Origin of the sequence: Shinella sp. WSC3-e (assembly GCF_945994535.1) — a bacterium.
In the GTDB taxonomy this organism is placed as follows: domain Bacteria; phylum Pseudomonadota; class Alphaproteobacteria; order Rhizobiales; family Rhizobiaceae; genus Shinella; species Shinella yambaruensis.
In genome coordinates this window covers 73,964-96,308 of the sequence record NZ_OZ000536.1, presented here as the reverse complement: position 1 = coordinate 96,308, position 22,345 = coordinate 73,964, and the positions used below count along the sequence as shown (strand labels likewise).

The window sequence follows — 22,345 nt, the reverse complement described above, 5'->3', positions numbered from 1 at the left end:
GATGGCGGCGACCACGATCATCTCGGACATCTTCTCGAAGCTCGACGCCATCGGCGAGACGTTCATCAAGAACGCCTATGACGGCCTCGCGCTTCAGGTGAATGTCCTGTTCGGGTCGATGCTCACCCTCTATGTCCTCTGGTGGGGCTATATGATCCTCGCAGGCCGCGACGGTTTCTCCGTGCCGGAGGCGGCGTGGCGCTTTGGCCGCGCCTTCTTCATCTATTATATGGCGACGAACTGGGGCGCATTTTCCGCCACGATTTATAAGCTCGTGCAGGAGGTGCCAAACCTCATCTCCGACACGATTATCGAATCGATCGCTGGTTCCGGTGGTGCGCTCGATGGCGGCACCGGCGACACGACTGGCGTCGTGAAGATCCTCGACGCCGTGTTCGAGACCGCAGGTAAGATTTATGAGCAGGTAGCTACCGGCACCTTCGAATATGTCGGCGCTCTTATCGGTGCGATCGTCTTCGTCGTCGCGATGACCTTCATCGCCGTTGCGGCGGCCGCGATCCTCGCCGCCAAGCTGATGCTGTTCATCACCCTGGCGCTGGCGCCGGTGTTCATCATCCTGGCGCTTTACCGCTGGACCTTCCGCTTCACCGACGGCTGGCTGCTGCTAATGGTCAATATGATGGTGACGCAGACCTTGATGATGGCGTTCCTCGCATTCCTCTACCAGCTGATCGAGCTGGCGATCAACACGGCCAACAACACCGCAACCGAAAGCAAGCTCTCCTATGTCGCGCCGTTTGTCATCGTCTGCCTGCTCGGGATAGTGGTGTTTCGGTTTATCCCGTCATTCGCCGCATCCATCGTTGGGGGCAGTGTGTTGGGGCAAGGTGATTCCGCCTTCATGGGCGGCCGGCGCTCGGTCGCCTATGCTGAACGCCAGGCGACCGGACGCGCCCGAATCTTGCGGGCCGGCCTTGGGCGCCGCCGCACATCGTCGGATGTGCAGGCAGCGCGCGCCCGCGCTATCCAGCGAGAAACTGAAAAAAACGGGCAACTTTAGGGTAGTCTTTCATGCGCATTCTTTATAACTATAGTTTATCCGAGGGAGAAAGGCCGTGGATCAGCCCTGGCAAGATGATCGTCGGCGCTCCGCCGCCATGGACGCGCAACACCGTCACAACGAGGAGATGGCTGAAAGCGATCGCACCGAAACAAAGAAAGGCGGTGGCTTCGGCTATCTGGTGTTCATGGTCACTGTCATTTTCTTCAAGCCCTTCGCCGAGTATTGCATCGATCTCTACAACACGCTGGCCGGATACGCTCATAGCCTCGCCGCCTTGTTCGGCCTTTGATCGCGGAGGATTCGTGATGAGCAACATCACCTCGACGATGATTGCGCTCGCGTTGCTTGTTCCCGTTACGGCATGGTCTCAATCGCCAAGCTCGATCCTGCCTCTGTTGACCGGCGCGTATGCACCGGCCGAAGGTGGCTGCGAAGCCGCAGCCGCAGCGTTCATCTATGTCGAGGACAAGGGAATCGGCGCGAACAAGACTGCCGGCAAAGTTCTTTCCGTCAAACAGGTCGGCGGAACCTATGTTCTCGATGTGCTGTGGGTCGAAGCCGGGTCCGATGAACCCGACGGCGACCGCGACACGGTCCGCATCGAGGTGAAGGATGATCGCTCCTTCCACTTCTCCAATACAGCGTCGAAGAAAAGGCTGATGAAGTGGTGCAGCTAGGTCTTCGGACGACTGTACCACGGACTGAACGCTCCACGAATCCAGGCAAACCAGCCCTCACCTCAGCACCGATTTGGCCGGTAGAGGTGATCGCTCGGCCTGACGAATAAACTATATTTAACTCCGCGGGATTGGCGGTTTATCGGAAGTCCAAATGAGCAAAGCAGAGCCAACCGAACATACACCCGAAACTCCGCCGATCGACCTGACCGCCTATTGGAAAGCCGGCGCCTCATGGGAGGCGGAGCTGTATCGCAAGGAGCGTCGCTCGCGAAAGATCGCCTGGACCGTCGCGACGGTCGCGGGCATTTCCACGCTGCTCAGCCTTTCGGCCCTGAACCTCCTCGTTCCGCTGAAGCAATTCGAGGCCGTGGTGGTGATCGCCGACAAGACGACCGGTTTCGTCGAAGTCGCTCGCTCCCTGAACGAGAGCAAGCTTTCCGAGAACGACGCGATCAAGACGGCGAACATCGTGCGCTATATCCGGGCGCGCGAGACCTACGATCCTCGGGCGCTGAAGGACAATTACGATCTCGCCCAGCTCTATTCGACAGGGCAGGCCGCGACGGACCTCCGCCATGACTTCGAACCCTCGAACCCGCAATCGAAGGACAAGGTGCTCGGCCGCAACACCCGTATCGCCGTCACCATCAAGTCCGTGTCGTTCCTCAACGCTTCCACCGCGACCGTCCGCTTCTCGACGGAAACGCGGCGCGACAACACCCTCCGTCGCGAGCACTGGGTCTCGGTGGTCCGCTTCCGCTACACGACGGCGCCGCTGAAGAACGAATACCGGTTCGACAATCCGCTCGGCTTCCAGGTCGTCGAATACAGGCGCGATCAGGAATCGTTGCCCGAAGTGCTGCCGGCAGACAAGGCTGCGCGCTGATGCGGAAATCTCTCATCTCCTTCACGGCGGTTGCCCTTCTTGCCATGGCGATCCCATCGATGGCCGCCGATCCTCGCATCCGCTACATCACCTTCAACAATAACTCCGTCGTGACCGTGCCGGCCGGTCTCGGCGTCTCGACGATGATCCAGCTCGGTAGTTCCGAGGTGATCGAGACAATTTCAGCCGGCGACACGGCCAGCTGGTCGATCGTCCCCAAGAAAGGCTCCGGCATCCTGTTCGTGAAGCCGCTTCGCGAGAACGCCGAGACCAACGTCAACATCGTCACCAACCAGCGCGTCTATGCCCTGCTGCTGAAGGGGTCGGCTGCGGCCGACCTGCGCGCGGCATTCCAGGTGCGGTTCAAATATCCCGACGAAGACGTCAACGCCCGGCTGCTGGCCGCTGCGCAGGAGAGCGCCAAAGATCCGCTGCTCAAAGATCTCGATCCGAACCGCCTGAACTACGACTATGTGTTCAAGGGCGACACCAGCCTGAAGCCGCGCGTCGCCTTTGATGACGGCACGCATATGTATCTGGAGTTTCCCGACGAAATCCCCGCCATCTTCGTCGTCGAAGGCAAGCGACAGGAATCGCTCGTCAACCTGCGCACCCAGGGCAAGTACGTGGTGATCGACAAGATCGCGGCGCAGTTCACCTTGCGGGCCGGCGACAAGTGGCTGTGCCTCTACAACCGGCAGGCAAATCGCCAATCCTTCGATCTCATCGAGGACGCCTATGGGCCGAAGCGTCTCGGCAGCAAAGAGGAGCGCCAGCGATGAGCAAGATCGACTTCGACCATCTCGACGGGCAAAGCAGCGTCGCGAGCGACCGCAACGGGCGCCTCGGCAAGCTCGCCCTCCCTGTGCTGCTTCTCGTCGGCGCTGGCGTCCTGGCCTATGTCAACTGGCCAGCCGGATCACAAACCTCCAACTTGACCGAAGGCACGGGCGAGACCTTCGAGACGTCGAATTCCAGCATCCGCGATTTCCCTGACGAGCCGGTAAAGCAGGCAGCCGATCCGAACCTGGTGCAGATTCCGGTCGAGGAGAAGAAGCCCGTGGATTCCGCCACGGTCGACGTCACCGTCAACCAGGGTGATGATCTGGAAAAGCTGCGCCAGATCGAGGAGGCGCGTCGTCGCGCCGAGGAAGAGAGGCTTCGGATGGAAGAGGCGCGCAAGCGCGCCGAAGAGGACGCGAGGCTTGCCGCGCTGGAGGCCAAACGCCGCGAAGATGAAGAGAAGGCGCGGTGGGAGCGGCTGCGCTCCGAGCAGATTATCGTCGACGGCTCCGGCCGCGAAAGCCTGTCGGCCGGCGACCAGAATGTGATGGTTGCCGACGATGGCCAACTCGTCGCCGTTCCCGGCGCGGAAAGCGATGCGAACAAGGCATTCCTCGCCCAGTCGGAAAAGCAGACCGCCGGTATCGTCAAGGCGACCCGCTTCGATCGCACCGACGCGCTCGTTGCTCAGGGCACGATGATCCAAGGATTCCTGGAGACGGCGATCAACACCGACCTGCCGGGCATGGTGCGCGCCGTCGTGAGCGAGGATGTTCGGTCGCTCGATGGCGCTCGCATCCTCATTCCGAAGGGCTCCCGGCTGATTGGGGAATACAAATCTGGCCTGGCGCGCGGGCAGAAGCGCATCTTCATTGTCTGGTCCCGCGTTATTCGCTCCGACGGCCTGTCCGTCGAGATCGCCTCGCCCGGCGCCGACCGGCTCGGCCGAGCCGGATTGACCGGTAAGATCGACACGCATTTCTGGGAGCGTTTCGGCTCCGCGATCATGCTGTCGGTGATCGGCGGCGCGGCGGAATATGTCTCGGCGATTGGCGATACCGCGACGGAAAGCGCCCGCTCGATCTCAACGGTCGATCCGATCACCGGCGCGGTCACGACGATCACCACCGAGCCAAGCCGCACGGCCGCCGAAGCGCGCTCGATCGCCGCAGAGAAGTCGTCTGCTATCCTCCAGGACATCGCCAACGAGGCGTTCAAGGAAAACTCGAAAATCCCGCCGACGATCTATGTCGCCCAAGGCGAGCCGATCATCGTCTATCTGCGCCGCGATCTCGATTTCTCCGACTTTTATGCCGATCCGGTCCGGCAGGAAATGATGCGGCTGAAGCGCGGTGGGCAAATCCGACGGAATGTCGATCCGACGCCCTACTATCCAGTCGCGCCGGTTTACAAATGAATCCGTTCCCGTTTCTCGACAAAGCGCTGGAGCGGCTGAAGCCGTTTCTCGCGGATGAGCGCGTCTCCGAAATCTCGGTCAACCGGCCCGGCGAGCTGTTTATCGAACGGCTCGGCGTCGGCGGCATGGAGCGCGTGGTCGATGCGCAGTTTTCTAGTGAGTGGATCCGGACCTTGAGCGAGCGCGTCGCAGGCTCCACCAACCAGGTCGTGAACGATGAGCACCCCATCCTGTCGGCATCGCTCCCGACTGGCGAACGTTTCCAGTGCGTGTTGCCGCCGGCTGCCCCCGACGGTGGCGCGATTTCGATCCGCAAGCAGGTGATCCACGATATCGGTCTGGATGTCTATAAAGACCGCGGTGCGTTCGAGGAGACCAAGGTTGGGCGGCAGCTCACGCTTTCGGCGGCTGAGGAAGAGCTTGCCGCTATGATGCAGGGCGATGTTGATGCCATGCTGTTCCTTCGGACCGCGGTGCGCTCGCGCGTCTCGATCGCCGTTTCCGGCGGGACTTCGACCGGAAAGACGACGTTTCTCAATGCGCTCCTGAAGGAACTGCCGGACGAGGAGCGCATCGTCACCATCGAGGACACACGCGAGCTGAAGCCGATCACGCTGAACACGGTCGCGCTGCTTGCGTCGAAGGGCGACCAGGGCCGCGCCAAGGTGACGCCGCAGGAATTGCTGGAAGCCTCGCTGCGCATGCGGCCAGATCGGTTGATGCTGGGCGAGCTGCGCGGCGCCGAAGCGTTTTCGTTCCTGCAGGCGATCAATACCGGCCATCCGGGTTCACTGACGACTGTCCACGCCAACTCGGCGCGCTCGGCTTATGACCGCCTGGCGCTGATGGTCATGCAGAGCGGCGTTGCGCTCGAGAAGCAGGAGATCAGCGACTACCTGAAGGAAGTCATCCCTGTCGTCGTCCAGCTCGCGCGCCTTCCGGACGGCCGGCGTGTCGTGTCGGAAATCGTGTTCACCAAGGGAGACAGGCTATGAATCCGGCGATCCTGCTGTTCGGGCTGGTCATCGCTGGGGCTGCGGCCGCATTCGTCGCGTCCCTCGCCTATGCCGGTCTCTATTATGCCTTCGACAATTCGACCTGGATGTTCCAGGCGCTACAGGGCGATATCTTGACATCCTATCGGGCGGCGCGGCTCGATCTTGCCGCCGGCGACTGGCATCGGCCGGCAACAGCGGCCGCGGCTGGTCTCATCGCCGGCGGCGCCATGCTTCTCGCCGCGATGACCGGCAAGAAGAAATCGACGGATGCCCGGTTTCTCAGCCCGCTGGACGCGCGCGCCCTTGGCCTCACGAGGACCGGCGGCGTATTTGTCGGCCGGATCGGCGGCAGCCTGATCAAGGTTCCGGGCGGGTTCACGCAGCGCGGCTCCGGCCGGCGGCGGTTTCTGAAGCCGATGCTGTTCGGTGGCAAGAAGCTCTGGATCGACGGCGATGACGTCGGCGGCTTCGTCATCGGCCCTCCCCGGTCAGGCAAAGGCGCCTCGCTCATCGTGCCGAATTGCCTGCTCTGGCCGGACAGCATCGTCGTGCTCGATATGCGCGGCGAGACCTATGAGGCGACGGCCGGTTATCGCTCGAAGTTCTCCCGCGTTCTGCGCTTCTCGCCGGCCGACGAAAACGGCGATACCGAATGCTATAACCCGCTCGATTTTGTCGCGATCGATCCCGATCAGCGCGATATCGACATCAACTCTATCGCGACGGCATTGCTGCCGACGCCAAAGGGCGATGCCTACTGGATCTCGGACGCTCGTGCGCTGTTTGCCGGCGTCACATCCTGGGTGCTGGAAAACCCCGTTATTCTCGACAAGGACAAGAACCTCGGCACGGTCCTCAACGTTGTCGAGGGTGGCGACCAACCGCTTCGCGAGTGGCTGGAAGAGGTTGCCAATCCGGAGCTTCGCGCCGCGTGGATCAGCTCCTTCACCTATACCACCCTCGCCCGCTTTGCCGTCATGGCCAGCAAGCAATTCGATGGGGTCTATGGTTCGCTTGCCGCGGCGGTGCGGCCGTTCAAGAACAATCGCATCCTGCGCGCGACGGCCCGGTCGACGTTCGACATCCGGGCAATGCGCCGCGAGAACATGAGCCTCTATCTGGATTTCCGCATCCAGCAGATCGCCTCGATCGGGCCGATCTTCAATGTGCTGATGGTTCAGTTCATGGACTACATGTCGCGCAACATGATGAAACGCGGTGAGCGGCGCGTGCTCGTCCTGCTTGATGAGTTCCAGAATTTGGGGAAGCTGGAAAACGCATTGACCGTGGCCACCGTCCTCGGCGGCTATGGCATTCCCTGTTGGTTCTTCGTCCAGTCGTTGCGGTCGATCGACAATGTATATACCCGCGAGGGTCGGCAGACGCTCGTCAACTCTGCGCGCGCTCAGATTTTCTTCGGCGCCCAAGACCCCGAGGATCAGCGCTATGTGTCGCAGTTGCTCGGCGAGCGGAAGGAAGTGACGGTCGACAAGGCGGTTTCGACGGGTGTGACCCTGTTTGATCGCAAGGGCGCCACCATGTCGCACAAGACTGCGATGCGGCCGCTGATGCGCCCCGACGAACTGGGTTCGATGAACGAGACGCGGTGCATCATCAAGCTTCGAAATCAGCAGCCAATTTTTGGGGTTCGGAATTTTTACTATGCGGACAACGAACTGCTGAAACGCGCCTGGTTGCAGATGCGCGCGCCACCGACGGAACCAACGAACCATGATCCTGATATTTTCGAACATGATAAATCAGGGGCCGTACCTTCCCTTGCCAGCCCTTCCCAGATCAAATCGACACCCGGAGCGAAATTTGCTGGGAACAGCCCGGTGGTCACGAAGAAGCCGACGGGTCAATCGCACACCGAGCAACATCATGAACTGCGCGATTCTGCCGACGAGATACCGCGCCCCGGCAAGAGATGCGAGCCGTCCTTAGCAGGACAAGCCCCGGACTTTAAATCAGCGTTGGACGCAAGTGCTCTTCGAACGGCTGAAGCAGAGCATGCGATCGAGAAAGTCTTGACCATAATTAATATTTCTCTCCCAAAAAAGCGGCTCTTAAACAAGGTTCGGAAAGAAATAGCGTTGGCGCTCGCTCACGAATGATCAGATAAAATGAATGTGTCAGTACCACTTCCGATTATGTTGGGTCAGCGACTATAACTTTCGCCATCGACATCTAGCGTTGCCACGTGACCTTCCTAGCCACGGACGATTTCTCTATCGGAATTTCGGTGCGGATGCGGGCGTTATTGATGACGCCGTGAATACGTCCCGCAAACGTAGTTGATTTCAGCCACATTGCGCAAGCGCCGCGCCGCTTCCCAAAGATCGGCGCTTCGGCTTGAATCTTAACTCAGTCCGCCATACGCCTACAATGCTCGTGGCGGACTGATAGTTGCACTGAACCTAATGTGAAACCAGGTCCGCACCGAACCATTTCAGACTGATTGCCCTTAACGTACCATCTGTTTCGATGGCTCGAATGGCGTCATCGAATTTTCCTGACAGCACGTCGTCTCCCTTCCTTAGCCCGATCCCGACACCAGGACCGAACAATCCCCCGGAAATACGAGGGCCATATAGATGTGCAGAGCCACCATCCTTGGAATTCAGGAATGCCGTCCAAACAGAGAAATCCGCCAGGCCGCCATCAATCCGACCAGCGACGAGGTCGAGATTTAGGTTGTCTTGCTTGTCATAAGTGCGGACCTCGACAATGTCGCCAAAATACCCCCTGATAAAGGCCTCCGCGTTCGTGGAGCCCTGCACGCCGATCGATTTGCCCCTCAGATTTTCCTCCAAGTCCGCGAGGAGGCTCTTACCGGCCTCCGATTCCAATGAAAGATCGAGCTTTGCCTCGCTGTCCATCACAGGGAGCTCGAGCGATTTGGAGACGACGAAGTAGTTGGAAGTCAGTGCATAAGGCTCTGAGAAGGCTATAACTTGCCGGCGCTTCTCAGTTATCGACATCCCAGCCATGATGGCATCGTACTTCCCGACCGTCAGTGCCGGAATAATCCCGTCCCATGCCTGGGTTATGAACTCGCACTTCAGATTCGCGCGTGCACAGAGCGCCTCGCCAACATCAATGTCAAAGCCGATTGGCTTACCGGACGTATCGACTGTGTTCCACGGCGGAAAGGCGCCTTCTGTAGCAATTCTGATCGTTTTACCGTCTTCGGCATGGGCCACTCCGGCTAACAAGCCGACAACGAAAATATGCATTACCATCTTAAACCCGTTCATTTGCTTCCCCTTTTGGATCTGTGTTGTGGTTCAAGTGTAGATTCGCGGTATATGGTCACGCAGGCCTGCGTAGAGGCCGACAACGTCAGTTCCCCAAAGCACCGCGATTTCCTCGTGGGTAATCACTTGATCGCCTTGTCTGCCGAGCAGCACGACCTTGTCGCCGAACCGGGCTTCAGGGACGTTTGTGAGGTCTATACGCAGGTGCTCGAGATGTGCCGGCGGCAACAGTCGAGCTCGTTTACCGCCAACGATCGCTTCGGCATCGCGCGGGATTAGTCGAGGAAGGCCGTCCCCCCATCCCATGCCAAGGACGCCGAGGACCATGCCCGGCTGAAACCCAGGAATTTCCGGAATGGGACCGAGCGAGACATCGAGGCGCTTCACGGCGACGATGGTGGTGCAGATGGTCTTCAAAGCTGGTTGCAAGGTAAGATGGCGCGCGGGTTGCTGACCCTCCGGCAAGCCAACAAAAAGAGCCCCCGGGTCGACCGCATCCAGATCCATATCCGGATATGTGAGAACGCCCTCAGTGCTCGACATCATGGCAATGATGGGCCGGTCTCCGCGTGCCTCCGCTCCAGCCAAGATTGCCTGCATTCGCCCGAGTTGATTGGCAGCGTCCGATGGCTTTGACGTTGGCAACTCGCTCATGTGTGCATAGATGCCGTCGACCTGCACATCCGAATGTGCGTGGGCCGCGGCAAGTAGCCCGCCTGACTCTTGCAGCGTCGCGCCTGCACGAAAGAAGCCTAGATCCACCTTGATAAAGACGCGGGTTCTCGTCATCGCGGACCGCCAGCGCTCCAGTTCATCGATACTGGAAACGCTCACCGTCAGATCGAGTGCCTCCACCATCAGCCCCGCTGCCGGCAGGGCTCCTGGGTAAAGAAGGATTGGATGTCTTACACCCATCCTGCGGATGGAAACGGCGTCTGGAAGCGAGGCGACCGCAAAACCATCTGCACCCTCGGACGCCAGCGCGCCGGCTACCGGACCCGCACCGCACCCATACCCATTCCGCTTCAGGCACGCATAGACCTTGACGTTCGTCGGTAGCTGAGCGCGGAGTTGCCGGTAGTTGTGCCTTATTGCACCTAGATCGATCTCGTACCAGCTTCCCCGCAAAAGGGCGGCCTCGGCGTATCCAGGATCATATTCTTCCGAGAGCGGGACCAGAAGAGCGGTCATTGCGCCACCTTCCCTATCGCAAGTTTCTCCTGTGAATTTTGGGCAATCTCACGATTATCGTTCTCAGCCTGAACGCGGCGCTGGTGGACTGTGATGTGTCGCTCCAGTCGTCCGAAGAGGTGGACGACCACGAATGTGAAACCGAGATAGATCATGGCCGCAGAAATGAAGACTTCGTAGGGAGAGAAGGTTTGCGCCACGATCTTCCGGGCTGTTCCGGTCAGTTCCATCATGGTTATCGTGCTGGCGAGAGAACTCGCCTTCAGCATAAGGACCACCTCGTTCACGTAGGCTGGAAGCGAGAGGCGAAAGGCGATGGGCAGAACAACACGCCGCGTCCGAAGCATGTAGGGCATGCCGAGCGCCTTTGCCGCCTCGATCTCACCTCTAAGCACCGCGAGTATCCCACCGCGGAGAATTTCGGTCGTGTAAGCGGCGTTGTTGAGGGAGAACGCGATGAGCGCACACCAAAAGGGTTCCCTCAGTATGGCCCAGGCAAAGCTCGAACGGATCCACTCGATCTGGCTCACACCGTAGTAGATCAGGAAAAGCTGAACGAGGAGCGGCGTTCCACGGAACGCGAATGTATAGAGGAGCACCGGGCGAGAGAGCGCAGTCACTGTCGATGCTCGCATCAGCGAGAGCGGTAACGCGATCACGAGACCAAACAAGACGGAGATGACCGTCAGTTGAGCCGTTAGCAGCGCTCCCTCAGCCAAGAGCGGCAGAACGTCGACGATAAGGTGCCAGTTCATGATTGTTTACTCATTCTGCGATACGGACGCCGCGATTTGCGCGTCGTTCGAGCAAGGTCAGGCCGACCAGGGAAACGGAGGTGAAGGAGAGATAGAGGCCGGCGGCAATGGAATAGAAGGTCAGAGGATCGTGGGTTGAACCCGCCGCCACACCGGTCTTGCGCATCAGATCCTCGAGGCCCACTACGGAGATGAGGGCCGTATCTTTAAGCAAGGTGAGCCAGAGATTTCCGATACCCGGCAGTGCGTATCGCCACATTTGCGCGAGGATCACGAGCCGCCAGGTCTGGGTCGTAGACAGGCCGAGCGCCTGTGCCGCCTCGATCTGACCCACCGGCACTGCTCGGATCGCGGCCCTAAAGACTTCCGTGGCGTAAGCCCCGAACACGATGGTCAGCGAGAATACGCCAGCTGCGAAAGCATCGACTTCGACATAGCGGCCGAAAATTGCCGTCATCGCGACAGTGCCGCCGAAGTAAAGGATAAGGATGAGGAGGAGTTCGGGAACACCCCGAATAATTGTGGTGTAGGCATCCGCCAGTCGCTTGATTATCTGGAACCGGCTCAATTTTGCCATCGCGCCGCAGAGACCGACACCGATCCCAAAAACTAGGCTTGTCGTCGCAACGCGTAGCGTCGTTACCGTCCCGGCAGCGATTTGATCGCCGAAGCCCTGCAGGTCGATCATTGGCGCAACTCCTCGCGCTGCGCCGACAGGAATTGCTTAAGGCGGAGTGACGTGGGGTTGCCGAAGAATCCTTCGGGTTCGGCCTCTTCTTCGATCTGTCCCTGATGGAGGAACACAACCCGGTTGGACACTTGCCGCGCGAAGCCGAGTTCATGGGTAACGATGAGCATCGTCCTCCCCTCCTCTGCAAGCGACCGAATGACCTTCAACACCTCGCCCACCAGTTCCGGATCGAGTGCCGAAGTCGGCTCGTCAAAAAGAAGGATCTCGGGTTCCATCGCCAGGGCACGCGCAATCGCAATACGCTGTTGCTGCCCGCCGGAAAGGTGAGAGGGATAGGAATGACGTTTGTCGGCCAGACCAACCTTCAGCAGCAGTTCCTCCGCCCGAAGACGGGCGTCCCGTTTGGGAAGACCCAGGACGTGTATCGGCGCTTCGACGATGTTTTCGAGGACGGTCATGTGAGACCAGAGGTTGAAGCTCTGGAACACCATCCCGAGTTTCATGCGCAAGGCATTGATTTCCCGCTGACCCGTCAGGCCGGCCCGCATATTGATCTGTCGTCCGGATATCCAGATTTCACCGCCGCTCGGCTCCTCCAAGAAATTCAGGCATCGCAGCAACGTGCTTTTTCCCGAGCCGCTGCTGCCGAGGATAGAAATGACATCGCCGCGATGGGCCGTGAGGGAGACCCCCCTTATTACCTCCAAGCGGCCGAACCGCTTCTTAAGATCGCGGACATGTAACGCCACCCGCGTGGCGGGTGGGCTACAATTTGGATCGTCGAGTATGGTTTTGATGTTCACTCTGGAGCCCTCGGCTGTTGTTTGCCGAGGATGCAGATTCTATAAGGATCGCGCTTGCCGTGGATTGATGCATCTGCACGATCTGATCAAGAAATCATCCGATCGCTTCTTTGGGCCAGGCTGCACGATAGGCTACGGGTGTCATTCCGACCTCTCGACGAAACGCATTCGAGAAGTGGCTCGAATTCGAAAAGCCGCAGGCCAATGCAATGTCGGTAACGGACATTGATGAATGGCGCAGATATTCTTTTGCCCTGTCGATCCTGCGGCGAACGATAAAGGCATATGGCGGACAGCCGATTGTCTGCTTAAATGCCCTGCAGAAATGGGGGATGCTGAGGCTCACCAGTTCGGCCAGTTGAGAAAGGGATAGACCAACGTCGAGGTTCTCTTCGATTTTCTCGATGACCCTATTGAGACTTGCCGGCGTCAGCCCGCCTTTGCGGACGGAGGGAACGTATCTCTGCCTGCGGAGCAGCTGTGCGAAAATCGTTGCTACGTAGCTTTCGACCAGAAGCACGCTGAGTGGCCCTTGGTCCTGTATTTCTGCTCCGATCCCACGCGCCGCATTCATGAGGACTGGATCCTCACAACCCAGATCCGGCGACAGCGATGGTTGCAGGTTGGGCGTGGCGCGACCGAGAAGGTCCGTCACAAAAGACGGTTCGACGGAAAGCGAAAGATAAGCCGCCGTTGATGCGCCAGCTTCCCATCCCTGCCAGTTGCATCCGGCTGGAACAAAGAGAATTGAACCTGGCTTTCGACGCACGAAGCTGGCGGGTTTTCCGTCCAGGAAGTGTTGGCCTTGCTCGGATTCGCCTTGCACATTGAGCACGACAAGATGCCGGGCTGACGTGATTGCGGTTTCTTCCTTCTCCAGTCCGGTCCGCCGAACGAGTTCGGCTTGCACACGGCCCCAAGACTTGTTCTCGCGGGAGATGGTTCGGCAACTGCCGGTCTTGAAAACGGAATCCGGCGTCGAGGTCGCAGCGTTCACAGGCATCGGACCTCACCGATTTGAGGTAGGCCGTCGCCGATGGAAGCGATAAGCGATGACACGCGCCCACCGTTCTGGTCGGCGGGATCTCGAACTTGATTGATCGAAGACAAGTCGAGTGCAGGTAAACGTCTGGCTGTTGTCGCGAATTGCCGATTCCACATCGGTCGCTCCCCGGAAAGAGAGTTTGTCGCGGTGCGCCCCCGCGAAACTCACTAAACCTCCGAATGATCGGGGAGTTCGAAACTGTCCGTGACAGCCCTGTGGCCTTTAGTTCCGGAGAACCTGGACATACGTCACAGGCTCCCCGACCCAAAGATCAGAGAGTGTGATGCTGAATCGACCAGCATCAATCGCACGGAGGGGTTTCGACGCCCCAAGGCAGCGCGTACTGCCTCACGTTGAAAATAGAGAAACCGACGGTGCTTCGCTAGGGATATGTGAGGAAAAATTGCCGCCAAAGATCACTATCGCGGCACGATTGTGATATTCTGGCACTCACACCCAAATGGGTGAGGCCCGCGGCGGTTGGAACCGTCGCCAGATTAGCCCTTGCCTGCGGTCCATCGCCTGTCGGCGACACGACAGATAGTCAAAACCAAAGTTCCCACTGCAAGGATAAAGGAGAACGCAAGGAAAATGGTAGAAGGCGCGATCTCGTCCCCCACGGCTGCAACCACCCCAAACAGGACCACCCCAAGCAAAACGCCAACGCTATGCAATGCGCCTTTCGCACGGCCAAGGGCTGTCTGAGGAACGGAGGATTGCAGCATGACCTCAGTTCCGACCCTGCCCAAATTATAGAGCGCGCCGAGGATAGCGAAAATCAGGAGGGCCCACGGTATATCCAGAACCTTCAGAAGGGCGAACGAGATCGCAGTCAGGGCAAGGATCACAAGCTGTAGGATAGAAATCCTTACCGCACGTATCAGCGGGATTAGGAGGAGCGTCCCCAGGATGGATCCTGCTGACCAGGCGCCCTCCAACTGCCCGAAGTCAATCGCGTCGCCTGCCAGCTCGACAAACACGAAGCTCGGACCGGTAACGCTGACGAGCACCCCTCCGGTATAGAGGAGCGCATAGATAGCACCAAGTTGAAGCAAATGCGCATCGATCTGAAATGCCGATCTTGGGTCTGCGCCGGTGCCAGATTGAGGAGACAGCTCGCGCCGCACTGCCAGCATGAAGCAAACTGACAGCACGAATGCCGCCGCGAGTAGAGTAAATGTGTAGGTCGGAATGGAGAAGTGCAGGAGCACACCGGTGAGCACTGCCGCGGCGAGGCTCCCCGACTGCATGAGAAAGAACACCATCGAGTTCGCGGCTGGTAGTGACAGGCCGGCGCCAACGGCGGGTATCATCGACTGGGACGATGTAAGTGCAATCCGGTCGCATGTCGCGAATAATATTGCAGACAACCAGATCGCCCAGCGCGTATCGATTACGATCAGAAGCACCGCCAGCGCCAATGCACCAGCAAACCGGAAAACGTCAGCCACAACACACAGGAGGCGGCGGTCGTACCGATCTGAAAGCCAGCCGGCGAAGGGGCTCGTTAGCAGCTCCGTGACACTGATGATCGCGAAAAAAGCCGCGACTGCGGCAGCGCCATATCCTTGCGTCACCAGGATCCACGCGCAGCCTATTTGGTACCCGTTTCGCCCAACGGCCGAAATGAAAGTGCTCGCCAGGAACCAATTGAACGACCGCGATGCTTGAGTGGCGGTCCGAGGATCTACGACACTACCTGGTGGGTACATTGGCGGGGCCTTTTCGGTCGATATGCCATATTGATAAGAGGCCTCCCCGCGACACCGCTTTCGAACCGTGACGACATTGTCGAAAAAGTGCCAAATAATCTGCCGACAGCCCGTCAAATTCTCCACCTTCGACGAAACTCCGACGGGCCAGCACCATAGGCACGCTTGAAGGCGTACGCGAAATGACTGGAACTCGCGAATCCGCAATCGAGTGCAATGTCGGTGGCGGAGCGATCCGTCGCCCGAAGAAGATCGACAGCGCGTTTCAGCCGGAGATCCGCTACAAAGGCGAAGGGAGTCATCCCGGTCGACTGCTTGAACGCACGAAAGAAATGACGCCTACTGACACCTATTTCTCCGGCGAGCTCGTCAAGGCTCGGCGGGTTCATCAGGCGAGCATCTATCAGGGCCACCACCCGTTTCAGGTAGAACGGCGAGAGGCCGCCTTTGGCGGGTTCCAAGTACAGACCGTTCAGTCTGACCATCTGGACGAACATCTGGATCACTTGGCTCTCTACCATGATAACGCTGGCCGGATCGGGATTCTTGAGTTCCGTTGCGATCGTCTGAAGACACGTCTCGATCATGCCGTCGCGAAACCCGATGGATGGCTGCAATCCCATGACATTGTCGGCGCCGAGCGTTTGCTCGATAAAGGTAGCGTCGATAGAGACAAAGAGATAGCAACCTCTCGCGTCCCCTTCGTCCCACCCTGTCCATTCGCTATGCGCCGGCAAGAAAACAACCGATCCTGGTCGGCGCGGCGTGAAGGCCACACGGCGCCCATCCACATAGTCCTCTCCGAATTTAGCATCACCCTGCAGATTGATCATTAGTGCGTGCTGTTCGGCTTCAATCCGCGTCTCCTGGCGGAGCAACCCGGTTCGCTTGACAAAATCCGCCCGCACGAGACCCCAGTCTATATGCTGGTGCACAAGCGTCCTGTGATCGGAACGGCGAACCACATCAGGCTGGAAGTCACGCGTCTCGGCCAAGAGAAGTAGTCCCCCTAAATCATCTCAAAACCGTATCGACAATAGAATGATCTTGAGTTGCTAAACAACCGCTGGATAACCCACGGTTGGACAATGATGGCACTTTCATGAAAAAACGGCATGTCCATGAAAGCGCTTTGCCAAATGCAGCATTACCACTGGAACCACGACGCCGCTCGCGAAAAACCAGGCCTAAGTGCATGAAATTACGTCCGATTTATGCGTTTTCGATTGGCAGCTTCGTATCCTCCCCTTTCTCTACGAGGTGTGCTGTGATGCAGGATTTCAATGAATTTTTCACCGAATGCAACCTTGCGCCGCGTTTGAACCATCTGGCGGGTTTCTTCGCCGAGACCGCCGCCGGCAAGGCCGGTGTGCCGGTTCGCAAACCGATTGTGGACACGCGCCTCTTGCCCCACGACGCGTTGCTTCATCGAATTGTCGAGCTACATTCGCGCCGCCAGGGCTTCTTCGATCAGCATTATCACGGCAGCATTCCGTACCGCCTGGAGGAAGAATGCCGCATGGCTCACGCGCTCTTGCGATACGGCCAGCTTAGCATGACCAACGTGTTGCTATATAGCCTCGGCACCGCCGAAGGCACGATGGCGCGCACGCTTTCGGAAATGAGCCGAGGCAAAATCCAGTCTCTATCTTGCAGTCCCAATGAAGAAAACTACAAGTGCTTCATGGCGTTCGGCGAGCCCCCGCACGCCAGTTTCTTTCTCGGCCCCTTCCATCGATTGACCAAGGATTACCTCTATTCCGAGCGCAACCTGGAGCAGTTCACGGGAGGCTTCGACTTCATCCTGGAGGATACGACATTTCAGATGTACTCACCCAACAGGCGCCAACAGATCGCGTTCGTGGCCCAACATCTGAAGGAAGATGGAATTCTCCTCTTTGTCGAGAAGTTCCGCTCTCTCGATCCCGGTGACTATCAGGGGCGCGAGTCTCAAAAGGATTTCGGCTTCAAGACTCGGTATTTCGGCACCGATGAAATAGAACGGAAATCCAAGCTGGTGCTAGCCACCATGCACAACAGCGAGGTCACTTTGGCCGAAATGGCGGCAGCCGTGTACACACATTTCAGGCATTGCGTCATCACGTGGAATAGCGGCAACTTCTATGGCCTCGCCGCCAGCAACAGCAAAGAGAACCTCTGGCGCTACCTTTCCTTGATGGTGCAGCCCGCAATCCCCACTGAATACGTCTACGATCCTGAACCTTACACCGAACTGGCGAATTGGGTGGATGATCGGAAGACATAGCCGGCGGCTAGTCCCGCCGTACGGCGCTAAACAGCGCACTTGGCTAAACTGCATTATTCTTGTCGGTATGTGGGATGCCTCGGAATGCTCTACGGAACGTCGAAATACCGCACCTAATGGTTGATGTAGCCTCTACTAAGCATCGCAAGCATAGAAGGGAGGAACGCCGATGCCTATCGAGAGTCCAGCGGACATAATTTCTCACCTCGCACAGCGAATGGAGGACAAGGGGACAAGTCCCCGAAAGCTCGCACAACTGACTGGAGTTCCAGAAAACAGATTCGAACTGATTCAGACCGGTGACTGGGAAAATCTGACCATTCGGGAAATTGCAGTCATCTCCGAGGCGCTCGACGTCGACCTGTGCAGCCTTATTATCGGTGGTTCAGCAACCCTGTAACGGGATGGTCGAAGATCCCCCTCCCAAAGCCACTCCCGCTCTCCTTTGCAGTCAGTTCAGCCACCGCACAGGCGGACGACCGGTACGCCCGAAGGAAAGGTGGCGGCGCTTTGCCGGACGAGATAAGAGCGGTTGCCGCCGTTGTTCCTTGCTGATGTCGTGAGCAATCGTATCAAAGTAACCGCTATACTCTGAAATCCATCGCGCTCGGCAAGCTTCTTGGCTGCCGGTGTCGGCCAGAAGTACGCATAGCGTTCGCGAACCAACGTCATCGCGTAATCCCGAACCCCGTCACTGATCCGGGTGTTAGACGGCCGGCCGATCGCCTTGCGCCGGATCGACGCCGCGCCGCCAGTTCGTATCCGCTCCAACAGCCGACGCACCTGGCACTCGCTCAGGTCAATCACATGCGCCGCCGACACCATCGTCATGCGCCCGGCGACCACCTTCGATAAAGTCTCGATCCGCTGCAGGTCACGCTCGCTCATCGCTATCAATCCCATCTGCAATCTCCCAGGCCGCATTCAGACCGGAGAGTGTGACATTCCAACTTTGCAGAAACAGGACACTTTAACTTTGCGGCTACAATCACATATCGCGCAAGCATATTATGGAACTTCTTGTGAACTGCATGTCCGAGATTGCGCGGGGCCAAGCGAAAATGCTTACGCGGCATCGTCCACACCTTCAATGGAAGTTCCGACTTTTCACCTTGAGCCGATCAATATGCAGATCGGGAATATAGATATCGCGCGCCGGAGCTGCTGCCGTCTTCCGTTCGCGCGAATCGGGCGCGCCGCCGCCATGGGCGAACTCATCCCCTCGCCCATGTGGCAGCGGAAATGCGTCGCCTCGCTCGCCGAGCCTGCAGAGATCCTCCGAGAGGTCGAACAGCCGTTGCGCGACGAGGTGGACAACATCGCCCTCTCGCTGGATCTTGCCGTTGATGGCAATCATCGAGGCCGAGAGAACCAAGCGGCGCTGTCGCTCGAACACCGTTGGCCAAACGACGGCGTTCACGATGCCCGTCTCGTCCTCCAGCGTCATAAACATCACACCCTTCGCCGATCCGGGCCGCTGACGTACGAGGACGAGGCCGCCTGTCATCAGCCACCGGCCATCGCGTTCGGCCATCGCTTCGGCACAGGTCACCATACGTTTGCGCCGCAGATCCTCCCGTAGGAACGAAACAGGATGTTGCCGCAGCGTTAGACCGACATGGGAATAATCCTCGACAACTTCATGTCCCGCTCTCATTGGGGCTAGGCGGACGTCGGGCTCCTTTATCTCGGAGACCTGCCGCGCCTCCCGCTCTGCGGCTGCCGCCCAAAGCTCCAGGGGTTCGTCCCGCAGCGCCTTGATCGCCCAGAGCGCATCCCGGCGCTGAAGATTGAGCGACGATAGAAAGGCATCCGCTTCCGCCAGTTTGACCAGTGAAGCTGTCGGTACCCCGGACCGCCGCCAGACATCATCGACCGACGAGAACGGCTCATCGGCGCGCGCGGCAACGATCCTCGCCGCATCCGCCGTGGAGAGGCCCTTCACCATGCGCATCCCAAGACGGACGGCGTGATAGCTACGCCCCTCGACCTCCTCCAATGTGCAGTCCCAACGAGAGACGTTTATGCAAACCGGCCGCACCTCCACCCCGTGTGCCCTGGCATCGGCCACGATCTGCGCCGGCGCATAAAACCCCATCGGCTGCGAGTTCAGGAGAGCGGCGCAGAAGGCGTCGGGATGGTGGTATTTCACCCAGCTGGAGGCATAGGCGATCAGAGCGAAGCTCGCGGCATGGCTCTCCGGAAACCCATAGCTTCCAAATCCCTCAAGCTGCGAGAAGGTCTTTTCAGCGAGCTCCGCGCTGTAGCCGTTGCGGACCATGCCGGTAACCAACTTGTCCTTGAACTTGGACACACCGCCGGTGAACTTGAACGTCGCCATGGATTTGCGGAGCTGGTCGGCCTCGCCACCGGTGAAGCCGGCGCAGACCATCGCAACCTTCATGGCGCTTTCCTGGAACAGTGGGACACCGAGCGTCTTCGACAGAACCGCCTCCAGCTCCGGCGTCGGATAGTCGACCTTTTCCTTGCCCTCACGCCGGCGAAGATATGGGTGGACCATGTCGCCCTGGATAGGGCCGGGCCGCACGATGGCCACCTGAATGACCAGATCGTAGAAGGTATTTGGCTTCAGCCGCGGCAGCATCGACATCTGCGCGCGGCTTTCGATCTGGAACGTGCCGAGCGTGTCGGCCCTGCTGATCATCGCATAGGTCTTCTTGTCTTCAGCAGGAATGGTAGCGAGGTCCCGCACATCACCCTTGTGCTCCGCCATCAGCGCAAACGCCTTCGCCATGCAGGTAAGCATGCCCAGCGCCAGCACATCGACCTTCATGAACTTAAGCGCTTCGATATCGTCCTTGTCCCATTCGATGACCTGCCGGTCATCCATGCGAGCCGGTTCGATCGGAACGAGGTCGTCGAGCCGATCCTGCGTCAGCACGAAGCCGCCCGGATGCTGGCCGAGGTGTCGCGGCGCGCCCATCAGCTGCTGGGCAAGCTCCAGCGTCAGTTTCAGCCGATAGTCCGCCGTGTTGAGATTGTTCTCCTTCAACTGGCGTTCGGACACCCCTTCCGACCAGCCCCAGACGCCGGAGGACAGTTGCCCGATCATGTCTTCAGGCAGGCCAAGCGCCTTGCCGACGTCACGCAGAGCACCTGTGACTTTCCATCAAACCTCAAGAATCGAATTCTTATGGTATCAATGAGTTACGCAAGCACTTAATTTGATAATTGGCAGTTAATGATGATAATCATCGCTTGATTTGGCACTTAATGCGAGAATAATGGTACTCATGTTTTTGCGCCGAGAGCCGCGATGTCCGAGCCGTTTGCCGATGAGATCGATGACATTGACTGGGACGAGGCGTGCCGCAAGGCGGACGTGATCCGTGAATTCCTGCGTCGAGAGTCTGGCCCAACAACGACAGGCCAGATACGTAAGCTTGCCGGCGAGCTTCGGTTAAGCCAGGCATCGGCCTATCGGTTGCTAAAGCTATTTCGAGAAGGCGGGACCGTACTCTCACTTGTCGGACGCAAAGCCGGTCGCCCGGTCGGTCACAGGGTTCTCGACGAGGCGCGCGACGACATTATCAGGGCGGAGATCAAACGTTTCTATCTGAAGAAGACCCGTCCATCCGTATCGGCGCTCGTGCGGGAGGTTAACGCCAGCTGCCGCGTTGCGGGCTTGCCAACGCCTCATCGGAGAACGATCGTCGCACGTATCGAAGTCGTCGATCTTGCCAAGCGCGCCAAAGCGCGCGGTGAAACGGAGATCGAGAAGTCTACCATTGCCGTTCCGGGTAGGTTCGAAGTTTCGAGGCCGCTGCAGGTTGTTCAGATTGATCACACCAGGGCAGATATTTTTGTCGTCGATGAAGAAAACCGCCAGCCGATCGGCCGGCCCTGGCTGACGCTGGCCATGGATGTTTGCAGTAGGATGGTCACCGGCTTCTATCTCACCATGGCGGCGCCGTCTCGACTATCAACCAGCCTATGTCTGTTGCATTCGGTGTTCGACAAGTCTGCGTGGCTTCGAGAACGCGAGATCGCGGACCCTTGGCCCGTCGCTGGCTTGCCGGATCGACTCCATGTCGACAACGGCCGGGACTTCCGCAGCCGTGCCTTTCAGCGAGGTTGCGAGGATGCCGGTATCGAAATCGACTGGCGTCCTCCGGGAGAACCCCGGTTCGGCGGTCACATCGAGCGTCTGATTGGCACACAGATGGGCAAGCTTCATCTGCTCCCCGGCACTACATTCAGCAATCCTGATGAGTTGGGAGAGTATAATCCACGCAAGCATTCGGCATTCACGTTGCGTGAACTCGAGCGCTACATCGCACTCGACATCGTCGGCGATTACCATCAATCGATCCACAGTAGCCTCAAGCGGCCGCCGATCGCTGTATGGCGCGAGCATGAGGGATCAATCCCGTTGCGGCTTCCACGGGATCGAATGCACTTCTGGCTCACCTTCCTGCCCGAAGACGAACGAACACTGAGGCCTAACGGCATCCATATCTTCGGACTGCGGTACTGGTCCGCCGCGCTGGCCGCTGATGTCGGACGGACCGGCAAGCGGCGCCTGTTGATCAAATATGATCCCAGGGATTTGTCGCGCATATTCGTTCGGCGTTTGTCGGGCAACTTCGTGGAAGCCCGATACGGCGACATCACCTTGCCTTCCATTACGCTTGCCGAAGCCAAGGCATCGCGAGATTCGTTGTTGGCAAAGGGGAAGCGCGAAATCGATATGGGAACAATAGTGCGCACCGCCATTGCCCGACGCCAGTTGGTTGACAGTGCGCAACGAATGACTACCGCGGCGCGGCAAGGCCGTCAGCCGCAAGCCAAGAGTGGATCACCGTGAATGGGG

The 22,345-nt window shown here is 58.7% G+C and carries 19 protein-coding genes and 2 pseudogenes; 11 read left to right on the top strand and 10 right to left on the bottom strand.

Features of this window, described 5'->3' with window-relative positions; genetic code table 11:
- The first annotated feature begins 1 nt into the window (after position 1).
- The 8 genes from AABF56_RS34385 (at position 2) to AABF56_RS34350 (ending at position 7,905) form a co-directional block, all read left to right on the top strand.
- The gene (locus AABF56_RS34385; RefSeq protein WP_272809296.1) at positions 2 to 1,021 is read left to right on the top strand and encodes a type IV secretion system protein; all 1,020 of its coding nucleotides are present in this window, start codon (positions 2 to 4) and stop codon (positions 1,019 to 1,021) included.
- A gap of 55 nt (positions 1,022 to 1,076) precedes the next feature.
- Positions 1,077 to 1,313 carry a hypothetical protein gene (locus tag AABF56_RS34380; RefSeq protein WP_272809297.1) on the top strand — a complete coding sequence of 79 codons (237 nt, stop codon included), beginning with the start codon at positions 1,077 to 1,079 and terminating at the stop codon, positions 1,311 to 1,313.
- 16 nt (positions 1,314 to 1,329) lie between these two features.
- Positions 1,330 to 1,701 carry a hypothetical protein gene (locus AABF56_RS34375; RefSeq protein ID WP_272809298.1) on the top strand — a complete coding sequence of 124 codons (372 nt, stop codon included), beginning with the start codon at positions 1,330 to 1,332 and terminating at the stop codon, positions 1,699 to 1,701.
- A 154-nt stretch (positions 1,702 to 1,855) separates the two neighbouring features.
- Positions 1,856 to 2,590, top strand: a complete 735-nt coding sequence (locus AABF56_RS34370; RefSeq protein ID WP_272809299.1) for a virB8 family protein — start codon at positions 1,856 to 1,858, stop codon at positions 2,588 to 2,590.
- On the top strand, positions 2,590 to 3,372 hold the full coding sequence (locus AABF56_RS34365) for a TrbG/VirB9 family P-type conjugative transfer protein (RefSeq protein WP_272809300.1): 783 nt from the start codon (positions 2,590 to 2,592) through the stop codon (positions 3,370 to 3,372). The genes AABF56_RS34370 and AABF56_RS34365 overlap by 1 nt, the downstream gene beginning before the upstream one ends.
- Positions 3,369 to 4,790 carry a type IV secretion system protein VirB10 gene (gene virB10, locus AABF56_RS34360; RefSeq protein ID WP_272809301.1) on the top strand — a complete coding sequence of 474 codons (1,422 nt, stop codon included), beginning with the start codon at positions 3,369 to 3,371 and terminating at the stop codon, positions 4,788 to 4,790. Before AABF56_RS34365 ends, virB10 begins: the two co-directional genes overlap by 4 nt.
- Entirely contained in the window at positions 4,787 to 5,785 is a 999-nt protein-coding gene (gene virB11 / locus AABF56_RS34355; RefSeq protein ID WP_272809302.1) for a P-type DNA transfer ATPase VirB11, read from the top strand. The genes virB10 and virB11 overlap by 4 nt, the downstream gene beginning before the upstream one ends.
- On the top strand, positions 5,782 to 7,905 hold the full coding sequence (locus AABF56_RS34350; protein ID WP_272809303.1) for a type IV secretory system conjugative DNA transfer family protein: 2,124 nt from the start codon (positions 5,782 to 5,784) through the stop codon (positions 7,903 to 7,905). Before virB11 ends, AABF56_RS34350 begins: the two co-directional genes overlap by 4 nt.
- A gap of 303 nt (positions 7,906 to 8,208) precedes the next feature.
- On the opposite strand, the gene AABF56_RS34345 is transcribed toward AABF56_RS34350, so the two are convergent.
- From AABF56_RS34345 to AABF56_RS34310, 8 genes are all read right to left on the bottom strand, one after another.
- Positions 8,209 to 9,048 (bottom strand): transporter substrate-binding domain-containing protein, encoded by an 840-nt coding sequence (locus AABF56_RS34345; protein ID WP_272809304.1) that lies wholly within the window; start codon positions 9,046 to 9,048, stop codon positions 8,209 to 8,211.
- A gap of 30 nt (positions 9,049 to 9,078) precedes the next feature.
- On the bottom strand, positions 9,079 to 10,239 hold the full coding sequence (gene alr, locus AABF56_RS34340; RefSeq protein WP_272809305.1) for an alanine racemase: 1,161 nt from the start codon (positions 10,237 to 10,239) through the stop codon (positions 9,079 to 9,081).
- The gene (locus AABF56_RS34335; RefSeq protein ID WP_272809306.1) at positions 10,236 to 10,994 is read right to left on the bottom strand and encodes an ABC transporter permease; all 759 of its coding nucleotides are present in this window, start codon (positions 10,992 to 10,994) and stop codon (positions 10,236 to 10,238) included. Before AABF56_RS34335 ends, alr begins: the two co-directional genes overlap by 4 nt.
- Positions 10,995 to 11,004: 10 nt before the next feature.
- Complete coding sequence (locus AABF56_RS34330; protein WP_272809307.1) at positions 11,005 to 11,682, bottom strand: ABC transporter permease; 678 nt, start codon at positions 11,680 to 11,682, stop codon at positions 11,005 to 11,007.
- Positions 11,679 to 12,488 carry an ABC transporter ATP-binding protein gene (locus tag AABF56_RS34325; protein ID WP_272809308.1) on the bottom strand — a complete coding sequence of 270 codons (810 nt, stop codon included), beginning with the start codon at positions 12,486 to 12,488 and terminating at the stop codon, positions 11,679 to 11,681. The genes AABF56_RS34330 and AABF56_RS34325 overlap by 4 nt, the downstream gene beginning before the upstream one ends.
- A gap of 94 nt (positions 12,489 to 12,582) precedes the next feature.
- Entirely contained in the window at positions 12,583 to 13,491 is a 909-nt protein-coding gene (locus AABF56_RS34320; protein WP_272809309.1) for a helix-turn-helix domain-containing protein, read from the bottom strand.
- A 539-nt stretch (positions 13,492 to 14,030) separates the two neighbouring features.
- The gene (locus tag AABF56_RS34315) at positions 14,031 to 15,245 is read right to left on the bottom strand and encodes an MFS transporter (RefSeq protein ID WP_272809343.1); all 1,215 of its coding nucleotides are present in this window, start codon (positions 15,243 to 15,245) and stop codon (positions 14,031 to 14,033) included.
- 113 nt (positions 15,246 to 15,358) lie between these two features.
- On the bottom strand, positions 15,359 to 16,240 hold the full coding sequence (locus AABF56_RS34310) for an AraC family transcriptional regulator (RefSeq protein WP_272809310.1): 882 nt from the start codon (positions 16,238 to 16,240) through the stop codon (positions 15,359 to 15,361).
- A 275-nt stretch (positions 16,241 to 16,515) separates the two neighbouring features.
- Here AABF56_RS34310 and AABF56_RS34305 point away from each other — a divergent pair, with 275 nt between their 5' ends.
- Both AABF56_RS34305 and AABF56_RS34300 read left to right on the top strand, forming a co-directional pair.
- A complete protein-coding gene (locus tag AABF56_RS34305; protein ID WP_272809311.1) occupies positions 16,516 to 17,511 on the top strand; it encodes a class I SAM-dependent methyltransferase in 996 nt (331 codons plus the stop codon).
- Positions 17,512 to 17,680: 169 nt separating this feature from the next.
- On the top strand, positions 17,681 to 17,911 hold the full coding sequence (locus AABF56_RS34300; RefSeq protein WP_338341953.1) for a helix-turn-helix domain-containing protein: 231 nt from the start codon (positions 17,681 to 17,683) through the stop codon (positions 17,909 to 17,911).
- A gap of 173 nt (positions 17,912 to 18,084) precedes the next feature.
- Here the strand turns inward: AABF56_RS34300 and AABF56_RS34295 are convergent.
- A pseudogene (locus AABF56_RS34295) lies at positions 18,085 to 18,414 on the bottom strand (helix-turn-helix domain-containing protein); the annotation flags it as partial.
- Between the two features lie 184 nt (positions 18,415 to 18,598).
- A pseudogene (locus tag AABF56_RS34290) lies at positions 18,599 to 20,629 on the bottom strand (helix-hairpin-helix domain-containing protein); the annotation flags it as partial.
- 159 nt (positions 20,630 to 20,788) lie between these two features.
- Between AABF56_RS34290 and AABF56_RS34285 the strand changes: the two are divergent.
- Positions 20,789 to 22,339, top strand: coding sequence for a Mu transposase C-terminal domain-containing protein (locus AABF56_RS34285; protein ID WP_272809312.1), 1,551 nt, complete (start codon positions 20,789 to 20,791; stop codon positions 22,337 to 22,339).
- The last annotated feature ends 6 nt before the right edge of the window (positions 22,340 to 22,345 follow it).

Excerpts from the sequence above, each read along its gene's own strand:
- AABF56_RS34385 (WP_272809296.1), top strand. The coding sequence starts at position 2 with ATGGCGGCGACCACGATCATCTCGGACATCTTCTCGAAGCTCGACGCC.
- AABF56_RS34375 (WP_272809298.1), top strand. The coding sequence starts at position 1,330 with ATGAGCAACATCACCTCGACGATGATTGCGCTCGCGTTGCTTGTTCCC.
- AABF56_RS34370 (WP_272809299.1), top strand. The coding sequence starts at position 1,856 with ATGAGCAAAGCAGAGCCAACCGAACATACACCCGAAACTCCGCCGATC.
- AABF56_RS34365 (WP_272809300.1), top strand. The coding sequence starts at position 2,590 with ATGCGGAAATCTCTCATCTCCTTCACGGCGGTTGCCCTTCTTGCCATG.
- virB10 (WP_272809301.1), top strand. The coding sequence starts at position 3,369 with ATGAGCAAGATCGACTTCGACCATCTCGACGGGCAAAGCAGCGTCGCG.
- virB11 (WP_272809302.1), top strand. The coding sequence starts at position 4,787 with ATGAATCCGTTCCCGTTTCTCGACAAAGCGCTGGAGCGGCTGAAGCCG.
- AABF56_RS34350 (WP_272809303.1), top strand. The coding sequence starts at position 5,782 with ATGAATCCGGCGATCCTGCTGTTCGGGCTGGTCATCGCTGGGGCTGCG.
- AABF56_RS34345 (WP_272809304.1), bottom strand. The coding sequence starts at position 9,048 with ATGAACGGGTTTAAGATGGTAATGCATATTTTCGTTGTCGGCTTGTTA.
- alr (WP_272809305.1), bottom strand. The coding sequence starts at position 10,239 with ATGACCGCTCTTCTGGTCCCGCTCTCGGAAGAATATGATCCTGGATAC.
- AABF56_RS34335 (WP_272809306.1), bottom strand. The coding sequence starts at position 10,994 with ATGAACTGGCACCTTATCGTCGACGTTCTGCCGCTCTTGGCTGAGGGA.
- AABF56_RS34330 (WP_272809307.1), bottom strand. The coding sequence starts at position 11,682 with ATGATCGACCTGCAGGGCTTCGGCGATCAAATCGCTGCCGGGACGGTA.
- AABF56_RS34320 (WP_272809309.1), bottom strand. The coding sequence starts at position 13,491 with ATGCCTGTGAACGCTGCGACCTCGACGCCGGATTCCGTTTTCAAGACC.
- AABF56_RS34315 (WP_272809343.1), bottom strand. The coding sequence starts at position 15,245 with ATGTACCCACCAGGTAGTGTCGTAGATCCTCGGACCGCCACTCAAGCA.
- AABF56_RS34305 (WP_272809311.1), top strand. The coding sequence starts at position 16,516 with ATGCAGGATTTCAATGAATTTTTCACCGAATGCAACCTTGCGCCGCGT.
- AABF56_RS34300 (WP_338341953.1), top strand. The coding sequence starts at position 17,681 with ATGCCTATCGAGAGTCCAGCGGACATAATTTCTCACCTCGCACAGCGA.
- AABF56_RS34285 (WP_272809312.1), top strand. The coding sequence starts at position 20,789 with ATGTCCGAGCCGTTTGCCGATGAGATCGATGACATTGACTGGGACGAG.